Raw genomic sequence first — 19428 nt, 5'->3', positions numbered from 1 at the left:
CATGGCCGCACCGAGGGTGATCGAGGTCGAGGAGCTGTTCGCCGACCCGGAGTTCTCCGGCGCGTCGATCTCGCCCGACGGCAAGCGCCTCGCCTACCTGGCGCCGTGGAGCGGGCGGACGAACGTCTGGGTCCGCGGCATCGACGAGCAGCACGAGGACGCCGTGTGCGTCACGCACGACGAGCGGCGCGGCATCAAGACCTACTACTGGACCGACTCGCCGCGGTGGCTGCTGTACCTGCAGGACACCGACGGCAACGAGGACTGGCACCTCTACCGGGTCGACCTCGACGCGCCGGACGAGCCCGCGGTCGACCTGACGCCGCTGCCGCCGGGGTCGCGGGTCATGGACGTGTCGCCGTTGTCGTCGGTGCCGGGCACGGTCGTGGTGTCGATGAACCGCCGGCACATGTTCGTCGACGCGTTCCGCGTCGACATCGCCACCGGCGAGACGACACTGCACCGGGAGAACCCCGAGTCCGCGGGGCACTTCCTGTTCGGCCGGGCGGGCGAGGTCTTCTACTCGCGCATCGCCGAGGTCGGCGTGTGGGAGTTCTCCAAGGCCGACGAGGAGACGGGCGAGCTGCGCCCGTTCCACCGCATCGGCGGCCCGGAGTACCCGATGGGGATCTACCCGGCGCACGTCGCGGCGGACGGGAAGGGTCTGCTCGTCGGCGTCTACCAGGGCACCGACGACCTGCGCCTGGTCCGCGTCGACGCCGAGACCGGCGAAGAGACCGTGGTCGCCGCACTGGACGGGCACAGCCTCTGCACCATGGGCTACGTCGCGCGCACCTATCCGCCCACGCTGTTCACCAGCCGGCGCACCGGCGAGGTGCTGGCGGTGCGGTTCGTGGGGGAGCGGCCGCACCTCCTGGTGCTCGACCCGCACTTCGCGGACGTGTACGCGGAGCTGTCCAAGCTGTCCGACGGCGTGCTGGCGGCGGTCTCGTCGGACGAGACCGAGCAGCGGTGGGTCGCGACGTTCGCCCACGACCGCGAGCCGGGCCTCACCTACTACTACGACCACACCACGCGGGAGAGCCGGCTGCTGTTCCGGCCGTACCCGCGGCTGGACCCGGCGGAGCTGGCGCCGATGACGCCGGTCGCGTTCCCGGCGCGGGACGGGCTGCCGCTGCACGCGTTCCTCACCCTGCCGGTGGGCGTCGAACCGACGGGGCTGCCGCTGATCCTGAAGGTGCACGGCGGGCCCTGGTGTCACGACTCGTGGGGGTTCGACCCGCAGATCCAGTTCCTGGCTAATCGCGGCTACGCCGTGCTGCAGGTGAACTTCCGCGGCTCGTCCGGGTACGGCGCCAGGCACATCACCGCCGCGATCAGGGAGTTCGCCGGCGCGATGCACGACGACCTGATCGACGCCGCGAACTGGGCCGTCGAGCAGGGGTACGCCGACCCGGCCCGCATCGGGATCTACGGCGGGTCCTACGGCGGCTACTCGACGCTGGTCGGCGTCACGGTCACCCCGGACTTCTTCGCCGCGGCGGTCGACTACGTCGGCATCTCCAGCCTGCCGAACTTCATGCGCACGCTGCCGGAGTTCCTCAAGCCGCTCATCGGCAACAGCTGGTACCGCTACGTCGGCGATCCCGAGGACCCGGCGGACGAGGCCGACATGCTGACGCGGTCGCCGATCACCATGGTCGACGGCATCCGGACCCCGCTACTCGTCGTGCAGGGCGCCAACGACTCGCGCGTCGTCAAGGAGGAGGCCGACAACATCGTCGGCGCGCTCCGGGCGCGAGACGTCCCGGTCGAGTACATCGTCGCCGACGACGAGGGCCACGGCTTCCAGAACCCCGAGAACCTGTTCACCATGTTCCACGCCATGGACCGCTTCTTCGCCGAACACCTCGGCGGGCGTAGTCAGGAGCAGCCGTGAGCGGTCCCGAGTACGACGTCATCGTCGTCGGCGCCGGTTCCGCGGGCGCGGCGCTGGCCGGCCGGCTGACCGAGGACGACGGCCGCCGGGTGCTCGTCCTGGAGGCCGGCCCGGACTACCGGTCGGCCGACGCGGTCCCGGAGATCCGCAGCATCGAGCCGATGATCGTCATGCCGACCGCGACCCTGCTGAAGACCCACATGTACGCGGAGCTGCTGGCGGCGCGGACGCCCGCGCAGGACCGGCTGCCGTACGCGCGCGGACGCGGCGTGGGCGGCAGCTCCGCGGTCAACGGGCTGTTCGCGATCCGGGCGACCGTCGAGGACTTCGACGGCTGGGCCGCGCAGGGCTGCGCCGGCTGGGGCCACGACGACGTCCTGCCGCTGCTGCGCCGGCTCGAGAACGACCTGGACTTCGGCGCCGAGGCGTACCACGGCGGCGACGGGCCGATCCCGATCACGCGGCCGCGGCACGAGAACTTCGCCGCCGTCGACGCCGCGGTCGATGCGGCCGCGCGGCGGCTGGGCCACCCGTGGGCGCCGGACCACAACGCGCCGGGCTCGACCGGGGTGTCGCCGTACGCGCTCAACAGCTTCGGCACCGTCCGGGTCTCGACCAACGACGCGTACCTCGAACCGGCGCGCGACCGTCCCGGCCTGCGTGTCGTGGGCGACGCGCTGGTCGACCGCGTCCTGTTCGACGGGAACCGCGTGACCGGCGTGCGTGCGATCGTCGCGGGTGAGCCGGTCGAGTTCCGCGCCGCCGAGGTCGTCGTGTCCGCCGGCGCCATCCACTCGCCGGCGGTGCTGCTGCGCTCGGGCGTCGGCCCGGCCGGCGAGCTGCGCGACGCCGGCATCGGCCCCGTCATGGACCTGCCGGTCGGGCGCGGCCTGCAGGACCACCCGAGCATCGCGCTGGGCCTCGGGCTGCACCAGGAGATCGACTACCGCGGCGTGCCCATGCGCGGCCAGATCTGCGTCCGGTTCACCACCGGCGTCGGCGACGAGGTCAACGACGCCATGATCGCGGTGACCGGCGCGCTGGGCCTCGGCGTGCCGGCCGCCGGGGTCGTCGGCTGGGTCAACCGGGTCGCGTCGACCGGGTCGGTCCGGCTGGCCTCGACCGACCCGTCCGCCGACCCGCTGGTCGACTTCGACCTGCTGTCGCACCCCGACGACCTGCGCCGGTTCCGCGCCGTGACCGAGGAGCTGCGGTCCTTCGCCGCGCAGCCGGAGCTGCGCTCGATCGCGTCGGCCATGAGCCTCAGCGGCCTCGGCTCCGTGAGCGCCGACCCGGCGGAGACCATGTCCGACGACGAGTTCGCGCGGTTCGCCCTCGCCGCCGTGTCCGACACGGTGCACGCGAGCGGGTCGTGCCGCATGGGCGCGCCGGACGACCCGCGGGCCGTGGTAGACCCGCACGGCCGCGTCCTCGGCGTCGACGGCCTGCGCGTAGCCGACGCGAGCATCCTCCCGTGGGTGCCACGGGCGAACACCAACCTGACCGCGATCCTCGTCGGCGAGAAGGTCGCGGCATCGATGCGTGAGGGGAGCACCCTGTGACCGGCCACGACTGCACGATCCGCGAGCTGGTCGGGGCGACGTCGGCGATCCCGGCGGACACCCTGGACCCGGTCCTGACCGACGCCGACACCGGGCAGGAGCTGCACCCGCAACGGGCCAGCTCCGCCGCGAGCGTCGACGCGGCCCTGGCCACCGCGTGGGCCGCGCACACCGACGGCACCTGGTTCGGGCTGCCGCGCGAGGAACGCGCCGCTGCCCTGCGAGCGCTGCGCGTCGAGCTCCAGGCGCGCGTCCCCGACCTCGCCCGGGCCGACGCCCAGGACACGGGGGTGCCGCAGGCGACGATCACCGCGTTCGGCGGCGCCGTCGCCATGCTCCTGGACGCCGCCGCCGCGCAGATCGAGGAGGGGTTCGGCCACGTCGAGCAGGCCACGTCGGCCGGTGCGAGCGACCAGTGGAGGCTCCCGTGGGGCCCGGCCGCGGTGTTCCTCCCGTGGAACGCTCCGGCGCAGCTGGCGATGGTCAAGACCGCCGACGCCCTGACGGCCGGCTGCCCGGTGATCATCAAGCCGTCGGAGTGGGCGCCGCACTTCACCGGGAGCTTCGCCGAGGCGGTCCAGGCGACGCTGCCCGCGGGCGTCGTGCAGATCGTCCACGGTGGCAGCGCGGTCGGCGCCGCCCTGGTCCGCGACGAGCGCGTCGCCGCCGTCTCCTACACCGGCGGGGTGGCCGGTGGCACCGCCGTGGCGCAGGCCTGCGCGGCGCGGCTCAAACCCGTCGACCTCGAGCTGTCCGGCAACAACCCGGCCGTGGTGCTGCCGGGTGAGGACCCGGCGACGGTGGCCGAGCACGTCGTCACGGCGATGCTCACGCTGAACGCGCAGTACTGCGTCGCGCCGCGACGCGTCATCGTCCCCGAGGCCGAGGCGCAGGGATACCTGGACGCGTTCGCGACCATCCTCGACGCGCTGACCATCGGCGGTACGGCCGACCCCGCCACCCAGCTGGGTCCGCTGGCCCACGAGCCGCATCGCCGCCGGGTCGAGGAGCAGCTCGCCCAGTTCGCCGCGCGCGGCTGCGAGGTGCGCCGCTACGGAAAGGTGCCGGAGTCCGGCGGCCACTTCGCCGCGCCGGCCGTCGTGCTCGCCGACGGCGCACCGGACCTGCGCGAGGAGATCTTCGGGCCCGTCCTGCTGGTCCGGACGTACCGGGGCCTCGACGAGGCGGTCACCATCGCCAACGACCACACCTACGGCCTGGCCGGCTACGTGTTCGCCCGTGATCGCGACGCCGCCCGTGCCGTCGGCCGCCGGCTGCGCGCCGGCCTCGTGCGGCTGAATTCGCCCTACGGCCCGCCCGACTCCGACCCGGTGATGGGCATGTGGGGCAGCAGCGGCATCGGGCAGATCGGATCAGGTCAGGGGCCGCGGTTCTTCAGCGGGGCCCGGTACGTCGGATGAGCCGAGGAGTGGATGTCGTGACCACGGATCTTGCCGCCCGCTACGCCCGGGCCGAGGCGCTGCTGCCGCACCACTTCAAGAAGCTGGTCGACGCGCCGCGCGTGAGCCCGGTCTGGATCCGGGACACCGAGACGTTCTGGTACCGGCTCACCACGGCCGACGGCGCCCGCTTCTTCGTCGTCGACGCGGTCGCCGGGACGAAGCGACCCGCCTTCGACCACGCCCGGATGGCGAAGTCGCTCAACGACGTCGTCGACGAGGAGGTCGATGCGGCGGCGCTTCCGTTCGTCGCGATCGACCTCGTCGACGGCGCCGTCCAGGTCGTCGTCGGCGACCGGCGCATCGAGGTCTCGCTCGACACCTATGCGGCGACCGTCGTCGGCCCAGCCCACCCGGCCGAGGTCCGCTCTCCCGACGGGCGCTGGTCCGTGGGCGCCCGCGACCACAACCTGTACGTCCGCGAGACGGCGACCGACGAGGAGCGGTGGCTCACCACCGACGGCGTCGAGTCCTGGTCCTACGGCGCGACGAACGACGCGGTGGCGTCCCGGGTGATGCAGGAGAACCTCGGCTTCACCCTGCCGCCGCAGGTGGTGTGGTCACCGGACTCCACCCGGTTCGTCACCCACCGGCTCGATCAGCGCGGCGTCGAGCTCATGCACCTGGTCCGTTCCACGCCGGCGGACGGCGGGCGTCCCACGCTGATGAGCTACCACTACCCGATGGTCGGCGACGAGAAGACCGCCACGGCCGAGTTCGTCGTCTTCGACGCGGCGACGGGGACGGCGACGTGGTCGGCGGCCGGGCCGATCCCGACACCGTTCGTGCCGACGATCGCCTACGGGTTCCTCTGGTGGAACGACGACGGCACCAAGGTCCACTGGGTGTGGGGCGACCGCGGCGACGCGACGTCGAGGGTGCGCGAGCTCGACCCGCGGACCGGGGCGGACACCGTGCTCGTCGAGGAGACCAGCCGGACCCAGATCCTGTACGCGCCCCACCACCACGAACGCAACGTCGAGGTGCTGAGCTCGGGCGAGGTGCTGCTGTGGTCCGAGCGCAGCGGCTGGGGCCACCTGTACCTGCATGGCCCCGACGGCGCCGTCACCACGGTCACGTCCGGGGACTGGCTGGTCCGCAGGATCGTCAGCGTCGACGAGGAGGCGCGGCGGGTCGTCTTCACCGCGGCCGGCCGTGAGCCCGGCGCCGACCTCTACCTGCAGGAGCTCTACTCGGTGTCGCTGGACGGCGGCGAGGTCACCGCCATCACCTCCGGCGGACTCGACCACGACTGCGTGCCGTCGAGGTCCGGCAGGTACTTCGTCGACGTCACGTCCCGGATCGACGTCCCCGCCGCGTCGGTGCTACGCGACGGGCGCACCGGCGAGGTGGTGATGGACTTCGAGCAGGCCGACGCGTCGGCCCTCTACGCCGCCGGCTGGACACCCCCGGAACGCGTCGTGGTCAAGGCGGCCGACGGCGTGACCGACCTCTACTGCGCCGTCTACACGCCGTTCGACTTCGACCCGTCGCAGCGCTACCCCGTCCTCGACGAGATCTACGCCGGCCCGCAGGTGTCGACCACGCCGATGCGGTTCCCGCTGTCCGGCGGCCCCCTGACCGGATCGCGCCACGGGCACGTGTTCGCCGCCCTCGGCTTCGCCGTCGTCGCCGTCGACGCACGGGGCACCGCGCTGCGGCACAAGGCGTTCCAGGACCACGAGCGCCTGCACGGCGTCGGCCAGTACGTCGACGACCACGTCGCGGCGATCAGGCAGCTCGCCGCGACCCGGCCCTGGATGGATCTGGACCGGGTCGGCATCTTCGGCCACTCCGGCGGCGGGCTCGGGTCCACCAGGGCGCTGCTGCAGGCCCCCGACTTCTTCAAGGTCGCCGTCTCGTCCTCCGGCGACCACGACGACAAGACCTACCACGCGTGGTGGGGCGAGAAGTTCTTCGGCCGGCCCGACGAGTTCGACTACGACGCGCATGCCAACGCTTCGCTCGCCGGCAACCTGACGGGCAAGCTCTTCCTGGTGCACGGCGAGATGGACGACAACGTCACGCCACATCAGACGATGCGGCTGGTGGACGCGCTGATCGCGGCGAACAAGGACTTCGACCTGCTCATCGTCCCGAACGCCGAGCACTCCCTGATGGTGCATCAGGAGTACTGGCTCCGGCGGCGCTGGGACTACCTCGTCCGTCACCTCATGGGCGAGACGCCGCCGGCGTACCGCATCGCGGACATCCCGCTGGACGCCGAGGTCCTGGCCGCACTGGGCGCCTCAATGACTGAGTCCTACTGATCGCTAGTGGTCGTAGGCGGTGATGGAGCGTTTGGTTGGGGCGCCGGTGCGCCAGTTGTGCCAGATCGCGGCGGCGAGGGTGGGGAGGCCGGGTCGGGGCGGATCGGGGCAGATCAGCTGCGGGCCCCCGGGGGTGGTGGTGTGCGGCGGGGTGACACCCGTGCCAACAGTTGGCGCTGAGGTCACCGCGCCGGAACAGTACTCCCGCCGGACGACGGGTCGGCCGGGTCCAGGACGTGCCGCCTGACCGCGTCCTCGCCGTACCGGCAACGACACGTGCGGCGCCTACGGGTGCGCGAGGTGGCGCCGCATCAGCGCCTCGGCGGCCGCGCCGTCGCCCGCCTCGATCAGATCGACGAGGTCGAGGTGCTGGGCGGCGGCGGCCGCGAGGGCGTCCCGCTCGGCGAGCGGGGTGAGGACGGCCAGCCGGGTCTGGTCGCAGAGCCGGGAGATCAGGTCCACCAGGCGCTGGTTGCCCGCGTAGCCGGCGAGCCGGAGGTGGAAGCGGCGGTCGCCCTGGTGGTAGGCGATCAGGTCGCCGGCGCTCGCCCGGCCGGCGATCTCGCGGGCGAGCTCGCGCAGGGCGGGGAGGTCGTGGCGGGGGATCGACGCGGTCGCGCGGCGGGCGGCCGGGGGCTCGACCAGCAGGCGCAGGTCGGTGATCTCGTCGAGGTCCTGCTCGGACACCTCGGCCACGCGGAACCCCTTGTTCGGCACCGCTGACACCAGCCCTTCACCGAGCAGGTCGAGCAGCGCCTCACGCACCGGCGTCGCGGAGATCCCAAAGCGCTGCCCGAGGCTCGGCGCGGAGTACACCGTGCCGGGCTCCATCTCGCCGGAGACGATGGCCTCGCGCAGGGCGCGGGCGACGCTCACCCGCAACCCCTCCTGCTTGGGAATCGCGGCGAAGGCCGGCATGGACGTCACGGGGCGGCTACTTCGGGGGCAGCCGGACGCCGCCGTCGACCCGGACGACCGAGCCGTTCATGTAGGGGTTCGTCAGGCACTCCACCACCATGCGGGCGACCTCGTCGGGCCGGCCGAGCCGCTTGGGGAAGAGCACGGACTGGCCGAGCCGGGCCTTGAACTCCTCGGCCTGCTCGCCCACACCGTAGATCGGGGTGTCGACGAGGCCCGGCGCGACGGTGTTGAGCCGGATGCCGCTGACCGACAGGTCGCGGGCCACCGGGAGCGTCAGGCCGACGATGCCGCCCTTGGAGGACGAGTACGCGGCCTGGCCGATCTGCCCGTCGAACGCGGCCACGCTCGCGAACGCCACGATCGCGCCGCGCGCGCCGTCGGCGTCGGGCTCGTTGCGGCTCATCGCGGTGGCGGCGAGGCGGATCGTGTCGAAGGTGCCGATCAGGTTCACCCCGAGGACCTTGGTGTACAGCTCGAGGTCGTGGGCGGAGGCGAACTCGCCGTCGCGGCCGATGGTGCGTTGCGCCGGTGCGAAGCCGGCCGAGCAGACCACCGCGCGCAGCGGCGCCAGGTCGACGGCCCGTTCGACCGCGGCCCGGACCTGGTCGGTGCGGGTGACATCGACCTCGACGAAGACGCCGCCGAGCTCGTCGGCCAGCGCGCCGCCCTTCTCCGCCTGCAGGTCGGCGACGACGACCCGGGCGCCGGCCGCGGCCAGCTGCCGGGCGGAGGCGGCGCCGATGCCCGAGGCGGCGCCCGTGACGAGCGCGGACGCGCCGCTCAGGCCGGTGGTGTCACTGGTCATGACTCGATCTCCAATCGGATCCGCGACGGTCGCTCGCCGCCGTGGAAGACGCTGTTGTGCGCCACGCGTGGTTCGGCCTGGGTGGCGATCGGCTCGAACGTGTTGAGGTTCCGGGCGAACCAGGGGAACTCCGAGCTGGCCAGCACCAGCCTGATCCGGTGGCCCGGCCGGATGGTGTGGAACATCGGGGTCAGCTCGATCGAGTAGCGCTCCACCGCACCCGCCGTGACGGGCGACGGCGCCGACAGGTCGGCGCGGTGCGACGCGCGCAGGCACCCCCAGGCGACGCAGAGCGCCCGGCCTTCGTCGTCGACGTCGGCGAGCTTCACGTGCCACTCGGTGTCCTCGCCGTCGGTGGACGCCCACAGCTCGGCCTCGCCCCAGCCGCGGATGGTCACGGCGCCGTCGAGCGGCGCGCTCGTCCACGACACGACGCCGGGCTGGGCCTCGAGCTCGGCGAGGTCCAGGTCCGGCTCCAGTGGCAGGTTCCGCAGGTCGACGCTCAGGCCGTTGGGCTTCATCGGGTCGTAGTCGTAGCTCTGCGACCCCGTCGCGCCGGGCGTCTCGCCGAGCGTGGTGTCGTCGCCGAGGTACAGGCTCAGCTCCCGGGTGCCGCCGGCCCAGGCCGGCCGGACCTGCCACGACTTGGCGCCGGGGTCGTAGAGCTGCACGCGAGGCTCGTCGTCGACCCCGTTGTCCTCGCCGCGCAGGAACCGGTCGAAGAAGCGCAGCTGGATGCCGGCCATGTCGACCGTGCCGCCGGGGTACTCGATGCCCTTGTAGGTGCTGGTCGGGTAGTACGACGACACGTGGCTCCACGGCCCGACGAGCAGCCACTGCCGGTCGCGGGCGGGGGAGTGCGCCATCATCTGCTCGTAGTGGTGGAACGCGGCCTGGATGTCCTCGCGGTCGTGCCAGCCGGTGACGTGCAGGGTCGGGACGTCGAAGGTGTAGGCGCCGTCGAAGCGGCGGCCCCGCCACACGTCGTCGAGGGCGTCGTGCTCCATCCACTCCGCCCAGCCCGGCCCGGCGGTGTCGAGGACGTCGCCCATGGCCTGGACCGGCAGCAGGTCGAACAGGGCGGGCACGTCGAGGCTGGAGTCCATGATGCGGCGCCGGACCGCTGCCCACCACCACACGAAGAACAGTTGGAAGCACCCGTAGGTGTACGGGATCTCCTGCTGCCACCGCCCGGCCGCGGAGAACGGGGTGGCCGCCCGCAGGTGCGGCGGGTTCTGGCTGACGGTGGCCATGGTGGTCCACCCGTCGTAGCTCAGCCCTTCGGCGCCGACCGCGCCGTCGCACCAGTCCTGCGCCGCCACCCACTCGACGACGTCGTGCCCGTCCTGCGCCTCGGTGAGGGTGAACGGGTGCCACACGCCCTCGGACTTGCCGCGCCCGCGGACGTCGTAGCGGACGTGCACGTAGCCGGCGTCGACCTTCCGGCTGACGTCCGACGGCATCCCGGCGCTCTTGTCGTACGGGGTTCCCCGCACGATCGCCGGCGCGGGCAGCGCCGCGGCCGCCGGGAGGTGCACGGTGGCAGCGAGCTCGACGCCGTCGCGCATCGGGATGCCGGCCTCGAACGATCGCGGCGCCGTCAGGTCGACCTGCCGGTAGGCGTCGAAGACGTCGCGCGGCGGGCGGTCCGGGATCGGCGCTCCGAACGGCGCGCGTCCGAGCGTCCCGTACGTCATGGCGTGCTCCTCCGCGTCGGCTGCCGGTGGTCGAGGTCGAGCTCCAGGGGCGGCAGGTCGGTCGCCGCTGCGAGGAGGGTCCGGGTGAAGTCCGCCGACGGCTCGGTCAGCACCTGGCCGACCGTGCCCTCCTCGACGATCCGCCCGTCGGCCATGACGGCCACGCGGTCGCACAGCTGCCGCACGACGGCGAGGTCGTGCGAGATGAACAGCATGGTCAGACCCAACTCGCGTTGCAGCTGCTTCAGCAGGAGCAGCACCGAGGCCTGGATCGAGACGTCCAGCGCGGACACCGGCTCGTCGGCGACGAGCAGCGACGGCTCGACGGCCAGCGCCCGGGCGATGCCGAGCCGTTGCCGCTGCCCGCCGGAGAAGGCGCGGGGACGCTGGTCCAGCGCGCTGCGCGGCATGCCCACCAGGTCGAGCAGTTCGGCCGCCCGTCGCTCCGCGGCGTCGCGGCCGGCGGCCAGGCGGTGCACGCGCAGGATCTCGATCAGCGCGGCGCCGATCGTCATGCGCGGGTTCAGGCTGCTGTACGGGTCCTGGAAGATCATCTGGATGGCGCGGCGCTGTCCGCGGTCGCGGGCCGGGTCCAGCGGCGCGCCCGCGAACGTGAGGGAGCCGCGGGTCGGCTGCTGCAGCCCGACGACACACTTGGCGGTCGTCGACTTGCCCGACCCCGACTCGCCGACCAGAGCGAACGCCTCGCCGGGGCGCACGGAGAAGTCGACGCCGCGGACGGCGTGGATCCGGCCGCGGTCGCCGCCCCAGCCCCGGCCGGAGGCGAACGTCACCGCGAGGTCCCGCACGTCGAGCAGCGGTTCAGTCATGGAGTCCTCCCGCCATGGCCGCCAGCAGCGGATGACGCCGGCAGGCGGTCGAGCGGCCCGCGCCGACGGGGACGAACTCGATCCCGCTCCGGCACTCGGGTTCGGCATACTCGCAGCGCGGCGCGAACGCGCAGCCGGGCAGCTCCTCGCCGCGCTGCGGCGGGTTGCCGGGGATCGCCCGCAGGCCGTCGATGTCGCGGTCGCGTGTCGGCACGGCCCGCAGCAGCGCCAGCGTGTACGGATGCCGGGGCCGGCGCAGTAGCTGCTCCGTCGGGCCTTCCTCCACCACCTGGCCGGCGTACATCACGGCGATGCGGTCGCAGATCCGCGCCGCCACGCCCAGGTCGTGCGTCACGAACACGATCCCGATGCCGAGGTCCCGCACGAGGTCCGTCAGCAGGTCCAGGATCCTGAGCGTGACGGTGGCGTCCAGGGCGGTGGTCGGCTCGTCGCACAGCAGCAGCGACGGATTCCCCGCCAGCGCGATCGCGATGACCACCCGCTGGCGCATCCCGCCGGACAGCTGGTGCGGGAAGAGCCGGTAGCGCCGGGCCGGCTCGGGGAAACCGACCCGTTCCAGCAGCTCGACCGCCCGCGCCCGCGCCTGGGACCGGGAGAGGTCGCCGTGGGCCCGTGCGGCCTCGGCGATCTGCCGCCCGATCCGCATCGTCGGGTTCAGCGCCGTCATCGGCTCCTGGAAGACCATGCCGACGGTGCGGCCGCGCAGCCCGCGCAGCGCCTGCGGGCCGGCCCTGACGACGTCGACCCGGTCGACCTCGATGTCGCCGCCGGCGACGGTGACGCCCGTGGGCAGCAGCCCGGCGATCGCCCGCAGCGTCAGCGACTTCCCGGACCCGGACTCGCCGGCGATGCCGACGACCTCGCCGCGGGCCGCGTGCAGCGTCGCGCCGCGCACCACGTCGTGCGCTTCGTCGCCGACGCGCAGCCGCAGGCCCCGCACCGAGAGCAGGTGCTCGTCCGGCCCGGTCACTGCGCGTTCCACTTCTGCGAGAGGCCGTCGGCGATCAGCGACAGCCCGAGGCCCGCGGCGCAGATGGCCAGGCCGGGGAAGACCGCCAGCCACCAGTGCGTCGTGAAGTACGGCTGGGCGTCGGCGATCATCGTGCCCCAGTCGGGCGCCGGCGGCGGCACGCCCAGGCCGAGGAAGCCGAGCGCGGTGATGAACAGGATGATGGCGACGGCGTCGGACATCGCGAACGTGACCGGCTGCGCGATGATGTTGCGCAGGATGTGCCGGCCCAGGATGCGCCGGGTCGGCAGCCCGCTCACCTTCGCCGCGAGCACGTAGTCCATCGAGCGTTCCCGCCGCACCAGGTCCCTGGCCAGCCGGGCGTACGAGACCCAGCTGACCAGCGTCACCGCCACGATGATCGTCGGGATGCCGGGCCCGAGGATGAACACGAGGGCGATCAGGAGCACCATCACGGGGAAGGCGAACACGACGTTGACCACCCCGGTGACGACCCGGTCGACAATGCCGCCGCGGTACCCGGCGATCGTGCCGACGGCGACGCCGATCACCAGCGGCAGCAGCACGGCGCCCACCGCGACGAACAGATCGGTCCGGGCGGCGTACAGCATCCGGGTCAGCACGTCGCGGCCGAGCGCGTCGGTCCCGAGCGGATGGCCGTCCGTGCCGGGCGGCGCCAGCGCGTTGGGGATGTCCTGGCGGATCGGGTCGGCCGGCGACAGCACACCCGCGAGGAGCGCCGCGAGCATCATGACGCCGATGATGGCGACGCCGATCGCCAGCGACGCGTCGGCGCCGCGCGAGGAGCGGCGGCGGGAGCGGCGCTCGTACCACGCCGCCACACCGGTGCGGGACAGGCTGCTGCTGATGCTCACTGGACCTCCACGCGGGGGTCGATCAGCGCCTGGGCCAGGTCGCCGAGGATGTTGACGAGGACGACGAGGACGGCCAGCACCAGCGTGACCGCCTGGACGAGCGGGAAGTCGCGGGCGTCGATGCCGGTCAGCATGAGGTCGCCGAGGCCGCCCAGGCCGAAGACCCGCTCGATCACGAGCGTGCCGCCGATCAGGAAGCTCACGTTCACCGTGAGCACCGTGACCGACGGCGCCAGGGCGTTGCGCAGGAGGTGCCGCATCCGGATCTGATGCGGCGTCAGCCCCTTCGCTCTCGCGGTGGTCACGAAGTCGGACTCGGTGACCCGCAGCACCTCGGTGCGCAGGCTCCGGACCACGAGCGGCGTCATCCCGGCGGCGATGGTGAGGCTCGGCAGGAACAGCGACTCGAGGTGACCGAGGAAGCCCGGCTCGACCCCGGCGGCCGGCAACAGCAGCCAGTTCACCGACACCACCTCGATCAGCACCAGCCCCAGCCAGAAGCCGGGCACACCGAGGCCGACGACCGAGATGACGCGGACCACCCGGTCGCGCAGCGCCGCGGGCCGCGACGCCGCCCACAGCGCCAGCGGCACGGCGAACAGGCAGGCCAGCACGGCCGCGTACACGATCAGCCACAGGGTGACCGGCAGCCGGGCGGCGATCAGGTCGCCGGCCGACTGGCCGAAGCGCAGCGACGTGCCGAGGTCGCCGCCGAGGAGCCGCTCCATGAACAGCAGGTACTGCTCGTGCAATGGCTGGTCCAACCCCCACTGGCTGTGCAGCGCGTCGACGGCGTCGGGCGTCGCCCGCGGACCGAGGGCGGTCTGGGCCGGGTCACCCGGCACCAGGTGGATCAGGACGAAGACCACCAGCGTCACGCCGAGCAGGACCGGCACGGCCTGCAGCAGGCGGCTGGCGAAGAACCTCGCGAAGGCCATCGCTCACTCCCGGAATCCGGTGTCGGCCAGCCAGGGGACCCCGGTCATGGGCACCTCGAAGCCGACGACGTCGGTCCGCCAGGCCCAGACCCACGGCTGGTAGCCGAGCACGACCAGGCTGCGGTCGTCGTACACGACCTGCTGGATCCGCGCGTAGAGGTCGCTGCGGGACTGCTGGTCCACGGCCTGCTTCGCCTCCTCGAGAAGGGTTGCCACCTCGGCCGTCTCGCCGCCGGTCCAGAGGGCGTTCAGGTCGACGTAGTAGCCGATGACCTCGAGGGGATCGATGATGTCGCTGGTCATCGTGAAGAGCGTGGCGTCGTAGCGGCCCGCGCCGACCTCGGAGAGGACGGTCGCGCCGTCGAGCTGCTCGATGGTCACGTCGAAGCCGGCGTCCTCGAGGTTCTCCTGGATGATCTGGGCGGTCAGGTTCGCGTACGTCCCGCCCGCGGCGACCGAGAGGGTGAACCGCCGGTCCGCGCCGTCGGCGACCGCCTCGTCGAGCAGTTCCGCCGCGCGTGCGGGATCGCGCTCGACCGGCTCGAGCGACGCGTCGTGGTAGTCCAGAGCGGGCGCGAGGAAGGAGCCGCCGAGCTCGCCCACGCCGCCGCCGGCCGCCTCCAGGATGTTGGCGCGGTGGATCGCGAGGTCGACGGCCTCCCGGACCCGCGGGTCGGCGAAGGCGTCGGACTCCTGGTTGAGCAGCAGGTAGTTCGGGAAGGCCATGGCGAACTGGCCGACGACCGTGGCCGCCCCGTCGTCCAGCGCCTCCAGCTGCGGGCGGGGCGGCGTGGCGATGATGTCGAGATCGCCGCCGCGCAGCTGCTGGGTCCGGTTGCTGTCGCTGGGCACCGCCTCGAAGACGATGCTGTCGAGGTAGGGGCGCCCGGGGACCCAGTAGGACTCGTTGCGCACCAGCGTGATGCGCTGCCCGCTGGTCCACGACTCCAGGCGGAACGGCCCGGTGCCGACGGGGTGCTGCGAGAACTCCTCCGGGGTGAGGCCGGCGAGGTCCTCGGGCACGACCGGGGCGAACGGCAGCGAGAGGCTGGCCTCCAGCGCGGGGGAGGGCACCGACGTCGTGACCACGACGGTCGACGGCGAGGTCGCCTCGACCGTCTCGATCTCGGCGAACATCGACACCCAGGCTTCGGACTGCCGCACCGTCTCGATGCTGTAGACGACGTCGTCGGCGGTCATCGGGGTGCCGTCGGAGAACGTGACGCCCTCGCGGAGGCCGAACGTCCACGTGGTGAAGTCGGCGTTCGCCTCGCTGCTCTCGACCAGCCACGGCACGACCTCGCCGTTCTCGTCGGTCCGGAACAGGGTCTCGAGGATCTGGGCGAAGACGTGCGCCGAGTTGTTGTCGATCGCCGTGTAGGGGTTCAGCCCGAGCGCCTCGCGCTCGTCGGCGATGTGCAGCGTGCCACCCGTCGCCGGCGTCGCCGTCGGGTCGGCCGAGACCGGCTCGACGGCCTCGCCGGCCGAGCACGAGGCGAGGGCCAGGGCGGCCGTGGCCGCGGCCAGGACTATGCGTGCCTGCCGTGCGACGTGGATCACTCTTCCTTCCCAGAGGCAGCCGGTTGAGGCCGTTCTAGTGCCTAGAGGACAGAGTCGATCTGGGCATAATTCACTATCAAGAAGCCCCCGTCAACGGTGAACTTGCCGTCACCAGATGGATCTGGTGGGGCCTAGCGTGGTCGCTGCAGTTGGGGTAATCTGCGCCTACTTCACTAGGTGGAAGGATGCGCCGTTGAGTGCCATCGACCTCCCCGGCCTGGTGGCCGGCATCGAGAAGGACGCCGAGGAGTACCTCTCCACCCGCGACGAGGCCACGCTGATGATCGGCCTGTCCGTGCGGGGCGAGCGTCGGGTTCGCAGCTTCCGGTCGCCGGGCGCCGAGCAGGCCCGCCTGCCCGACGCCGACACCATCTACGAGATCGGATCCGTCTCCAAGGTCTTCTCGACCACGGTCCTCGCCGCGCTGGAGGCGCGAGGGCTGATCGCCCTGGACGACCCGATCGCCGCGCACCTCCCGAAGGAGCTCCGATTGCCGGAGCACATCGCGTCGATCACGATCGAGCAGCTCGCCACGCACAGCTCCGGGCTCGGCTCCGTCGGGGCGATCCACCAGGCGTTCATCGACGAGGAGCTGCGGGGCACCGAACCGCCGTTCGCGACGTACACCCACTACCTGCGCTACAAGAAGGAACACCTCTACGCCGACCTCGAGACCGCCGAACTGGTCTACCCCACCGGGCACGGCTGGACCTACTCGGTCCTCGGCATGGGCACGCTCGGCCACATCCTGGAGCTGGTGGCCGGCCGGCCATACGAGGACCTGCTGAAGGAGACGGTCTGCGCGCCGCTGGGGCTGACCGACACCGGCTACACGCTCTCCCCGGAGCAGCAGGGCCGGGTGATGCACGCCTACGACGCCACCGGGCAGCCGTGCCCGAACTGGTACCACGACGTCATGCTCCCGCAGGGCGGGCTGCGCTCGACCATGACCGACCTGCTCACGTTCGTGGAGGCCAACCTCGCGGCCGGCGCCGAGGACGGCGGGCCCGTCCTGTCCCGGGCCATGCGACGCGCCCGCGAGCAGTACTTCGCCGTGCCCGGCGGGTTCACCATGCCCGACGGGAGCGACGTGCCCGACTTCGTCCAGGGGCTGGGCTGGCGCGGGCTGGCGCACCCGGAGGGCCTGGCCTGGTGGCACGGCGGGACGACGCTGTTCTACCTCGCGTCCGCCGGCGTCGACGACCGTGCCGGCGTCGGCGTCGCCACGGTGTACTCCGGCCGCCGGGCTCTCGTCGAGCGCGACGAGCTGCACGCCCTCGAGCGGGAGTGGTTCCTCCGCGCCTGTCAGTAGCCGACCGCTTCCCGAGGAGAGCTGTGACGACGACCGATCTCGCCGCCCGCTACGCGAGGGCCGAGGCACTGCTGCCGCACCACCTCCGGCGGCTCATCACGTCGCCGCAGGTGCAGCCGGGTTGGGTCCCGGGCACCGAGACGTTCTGGTACCGCAACGTCACGGGCGACGAGGCCGAGTTCGTCCTCGTCGACGCGGAGACCGGGAGCCGCCGGCCGGTGTTCGACCACGCACGCGTGGCCGCCGCGCTCGGCGCCGTGCTGGGGCAGGAGGTGAGGCCGAAGGCGCTGCCGTTCGCGTCGATCGAGCCGCGCGACGGCGCGGTGCGGGTGGCCGTCGGGGAACAGCTGATCGAGATCTCCCTCGACGGCAACCAGGCGAGCGTCGTCGGCCCGGTCCGGACGGGCGAGGCGCCGTCGCCGGACGGGCGCTGGGCGGTGTTCCGGCGCGACCACGACCTGTACCTGCGCGACACCGTCGCGCACACGGAGCGCCGCCTCACCACCGACGGCGTCGACGGTCATGCCTACGGCGGGACGAACGATCAGGTCGCGGGCCTGGTCATGCAGGAGAACCTCGATCTCACCCCGCCGCCGCAGGTGGTGTGGTCGCCGGACTCCACCCGGTTCGTCACCCACCGGCTGGACCAGCGCGGCCTCGACTTCATGCACCTCGTCCGGTCGGCGCCGTTCGACGGCGGCCGCCCGCGGCTGCTGTCGTACCGCTATGGGCTCGCCGGCGACGAGGACCTCCCGACCGCGGAGTTCTTCGTCTTCGACGCGGCCACCGGCGCGTCGGTCCAGGCCAAGTGCGAGCCGATCTTCATGCCGTTCGTCCCGGCGATCGCCTACGGCTGGGTGTGGTGGAGCGAGGACGGATCCGCCGTCCACTGGCTCGCCAACGACCGCGGCGATCACAACGTCGCCCTCTCTCAGCTCGACCCGGACACCGGCGAGGTGAGCGTCCTGGTCGAGGAGAGCAGCAGCTCGCAGATCCTCTACGGCCCGCAGCAGATGGACCGCAACGTCCGCACGCTCTCGACCGGCGAAGTGCTGTGGTGGTCGCAGCGCTCCGGCTGGGGGCACCTCTACCTGTACGGCGCGGGCGGCTCGGTCCGCGCCGTCACCGGCGGCGACTGGCTGGTGCGCGACGTCGTCACCGTCGACGAGGAGGCCCGCCGGGTCGTGTTCACCGGCGCCGGGCGCGAGCCGGGGTCGGACCCGTACCTGCGGGAGCTGTACTCGGTGTCGCTGGACGGCGGCGAGATCACGGCCATCACCGCCGACGGTCTCGACCACGACCCGCGGCCGTCGCCGTCCGGCCGGTTCCTCGTCGACGTCGCCGCGCGCTGGGACGTCCCGGCGGTGTCGGTGCTGCGCGACCGATCCGGCGACGTCGTGCTGGAACTGGAGCGGGCCGACGCCTCGGCGCTCGCCGCGACCGGCTGGATCGCGCCGGAACGTGCGGTGGTGAAGGCCGCCGACGGCGAGACCGACGTCTACTGTGCCGTTTACCAGCCGCACGACTTCGACCCGGCCGCGAGCTACCCGGTCCTCGACTGCGTCTACCCGGGGCCGCAGATGTCGTGTGCGCCGTTGCGGTTCCCGCTGTCCGGCGGCCCGAACGTCGGCGCGTCGATGGCGTTCAACGTCCCGGAGACCTTCGCCGCACTCGGGTTCGTCGTGGTGATCACGGACGGGCGGGGCAGCGCCATGCGCTCCCGGGCCTTCCAGGACCAGGCCCGGGTCGACGCCGGCGCCGCGTTCGTCGACGACCACGTCACCGCGATCGAGCAGCTCGCGCGGACGCGTCCGTGGATGGACCTGGACCGGGTCGGGATCTACGGGTACTCGGCCGGCGGCTACGCGTCGGCCCGGGCGCTGCTGCAGGCGCCGGAGTTCTACAAGGTCGCCGTGTCGGCGGGCGGCAACCACGACAACCGGATCAACCACTCCTGGTGGGGCGAGAAGTACTTCGGACTGACCGGCGACTTCGACTTCGCCGCGCAGGCCAACGCGTCGCTGGCCGGCAACCTCGCGGGCCGGCTGCTGCTGGTGCACGGCGAGATGGACGACAACGCCACGCCGCACGGCACGATGCGCCTGGTCGACGCGCTCATCGAGGCCAACAAGGACTTCGACCTGCTCATCGTCCCCAACGCCGACCACCACATGATGGTGAACCGGGCGTACTTCCTGCGCCGCCGGTGGGACTACTTCGTGCGGCACCTGATGGGCGCGACGCCGCCGCCGTACCGCGTCGGGGACGTCCCGATCGAGGTCTACCGGTGACCGCGCCCGGGGAGGA

14 protein-coding genes are annotated in these 19428 nt (G+C 72.6%); 6 read left to right on the top strand and 8 right to left on the bottom strand.

From position 1 onward, the window contains the following. The first annotated feature begins 1 nt into the window (after window position 1). The 4 genes from BLU82_RS14565 to BLU82_RS14550 are packed head-to-tail and all read left to right on the top strand — an operon-like array spanning window position 2 to window position 7192. Window positions 2–1900 carry an alpha/beta fold hydrolase gene (locus tag BLU82_RS14565; RefSeq protein WP_092621589.1) on the top strand — a complete coding sequence of 633 codons (1899 nt, stop codon included), beginning with the start codon at window positions 2–4 and terminating at the stop codon, window positions 1898–1900. Then, window positions 1897–3462, top strand: a complete 1566-nt coding sequence (locus BLU82_RS14560; RefSeq protein ID WP_092621586.1) for a GMC family oxidoreductase — start codon at window positions 1897–1899, stop codon at window positions 3460–3462. Before BLU82_RS14565 ends, BLU82_RS14560 begins: the two co-directional genes overlap by 4 nt. After that, on the top strand, window positions 3459–4883 hold the full coding sequence (locus tag BLU82_RS14555) for an aldehyde dehydrogenase (RefSeq protein ID WP_092621583.1): 1425 nt from the start codon (window positions 3459–3461) through the stop codon (window positions 4881–4883). The genes BLU82_RS14560 and BLU82_RS14555 overlap by 4 nt, the downstream gene beginning before the upstream one ends. Before the next feature lie 17 nt (window positions 4884–4900). Continuing rightward, window positions 4901–7192: a DPP IV N-terminal domain-containing protein gene (locus tag BLU82_RS14550; RefSeq protein ID WP_172885615.1), complete on the top strand. Its 2292-nt coding sequence runs from the start codon at window positions 4901–4903 to the stop codon at window positions 7190–7192. A gap of 285 nt (window positions 7193–7477) precedes the next feature. Here BLU82_RS14550 and BLU82_RS14545 read toward each other — a convergent pair whose 3' ends face one another. From BLU82_RS14545 to BLU82_RS14510, 8 genes are read right to left on the bottom strand one after another with little or no spacing between them, the layout of a single operon-like run. Beyond that, window positions 7478–8110 (bottom strand): GntR family transcriptional regulator, encoded by a 633-nt coding sequence (locus BLU82_RS14545; protein WP_092625845.1) that lies wholly within the window; start codon window positions 8108–8110, stop codon window positions 7478–7480. Window positions 8111–8126: 16 nt separating this feature from the next. Further along, the gene (locus tag BLU82_RS14540; protein ID WP_092621577.1) at window positions 8127–8918 is read right to left on the bottom strand and encodes an SDR family oxidoreductase; all 792 of its coding nucleotides are present in this window, start codon (window positions 8916–8918) and stop codon (window positions 8127–8129) included. Then, window positions 8915–10615: a CocE/NonD family hydrolase gene (locus tag BLU82_RS14535; RefSeq protein WP_092621574.1), complete on the bottom strand. Its 1701-nt coding sequence runs from the start codon at window positions 10613–10615 to the stop codon at window positions 8915–8917. Before BLU82_RS14535 ends, BLU82_RS14540 begins: the two co-directional genes overlap by 4 nt. Then, complete coding sequence (locus tag BLU82_RS14530) at window positions 10612–11445, bottom strand: ATP-binding cassette domain-containing protein (RefSeq protein WP_092621571.1); 834 nt, start codon at window positions 11443–11445, stop codon at window positions 10612–10614. Before BLU82_RS14530 ends, BLU82_RS14535 begins: the two co-directional genes overlap by 4 nt. Further along, on the bottom strand, window positions 11438–12436 hold the full coding sequence (locus BLU82_RS14525; protein ID WP_197682951.1) for an ABC transporter ATP-binding protein: 999 nt from the start codon (window positions 12434–12436) through the stop codon (window positions 11438–11440). The genes BLU82_RS14530 and BLU82_RS14525 overlap by 8 nt, the downstream gene beginning before the upstream one ends. Next, on the bottom strand, window positions 12433–13311 hold the full coding sequence (locus tag BLU82_RS14520) for an ABC transporter permease (RefSeq protein ID WP_092621568.1): 879 nt from the start codon (window positions 13309–13311) through the stop codon (window positions 12433–12435). Before BLU82_RS14520 ends, BLU82_RS14525 begins: the two co-directional genes overlap by 4 nt. After that, the gene (locus BLU82_RS14515) at window positions 13308–14249 is read right to left on the bottom strand and encodes an ABC transporter permease (protein ID WP_092621565.1); all 942 of its coding nucleotides are present in this window, start codon (window positions 14247–14249) and stop codon (window positions 13308–13310) included. The genes BLU82_RS14520 and BLU82_RS14515 overlap by 4 nt, the downstream gene beginning before the upstream one ends. 3 nt (window positions 14250–14252) lie before the next feature. Then, a complete protein-coding gene (locus BLU82_RS14510; protein WP_092621562.1) occupies window positions 14253–15809 on the bottom strand; it encodes an ABC transporter substrate-binding protein in 1557 nt (518 codons plus the stop codon). 193 nt (window positions 15810–16002) lie between these two features. Between BLU82_RS14510 and BLU82_RS14505 the strand changes: the two genes are divergently transcribed. Both BLU82_RS14505 and BLU82_RS14500 read left to right on the top strand, forming a co-directional pair. After that, the gene (locus tag BLU82_RS14505) at window positions 16003–17121 is read left to right on the top strand and encodes a serine hydrolase (RefSeq protein WP_157740959.1); all 1119 of its coding nucleotides are present in this window, start codon (window positions 16003–16005) and stop codon (window positions 17119–17121) included. Window positions 17122–17144: 23 nt separating this feature from the next. Then, a complete protein-coding gene (locus BLU82_RS14500) occupies window positions 17145–19412 on the top strand; it encodes a DPP IV N-terminal domain-containing protein (RefSeq protein ID WP_172885614.1) in 2268 nt (755 codons plus the stop codon). Window positions 19413–19428: the final 16 nt, after the last annotated feature.

This window comes from Jiangella sp. DSM 45060 (genome assembly GCF_900105175.1).
Taxonomy (GTDB): domain Bacteria; phylum Actinomycetota; class Actinomycetes; order Jiangellales; family Jiangellaceae; genus Jiangella.
The sequence above is the reverse complement of the archived record's forward strand: the minus strand, read 5'-3'. Positions and strand labels throughout refer to the sequence as shown.

Bases quoted from the DNA above. Each gene is read 5' to 3' on its own strand.
- BLU82_RS14515 (WP_092621565.1), bottom strand. From the start codon at position 14,249: ATGGCCTTCGCGAGGTTCTTCGCCAGCCGCCTGCTGCAGGCCGTGCCG.
- BLU82_RS14565 (WP_092621589.1), top strand. From the start codon at position 2: ATGGCCGCACCGAGGGTGATCGAGGTCGAGGAGCTGTTCGCCGACCCG.
- BLU82_RS14540 (WP_092621577.1), bottom strand. From the start codon at position 8,918: ATGACCAGTGACACCACCGGCCTGAGCGGCGCGTCCGCGCTCGTCACG.
- BLU82_RS14530 (WP_092621571.1), bottom strand. From the start codon at position 11,445: ATGACTGAACCGCTGCTCGACGTGCGGGACCTCGCGGTGACGTTCGCC.
- BLU82_RS14535 (WP_092621574.1), bottom strand. From the start codon at position 10,615: ATGACGTACGGGACGCTCGGACGCGCGCCGTTCGGAGCGCCGATCCCG.
- BLU82_RS14545 (WP_092625845.1), bottom strand. From the start codon at position 8,110: ATGCCGGCCTTCGCCGCGATTCCCAAGCAGGAGGGGTTGCGGGTGAGC.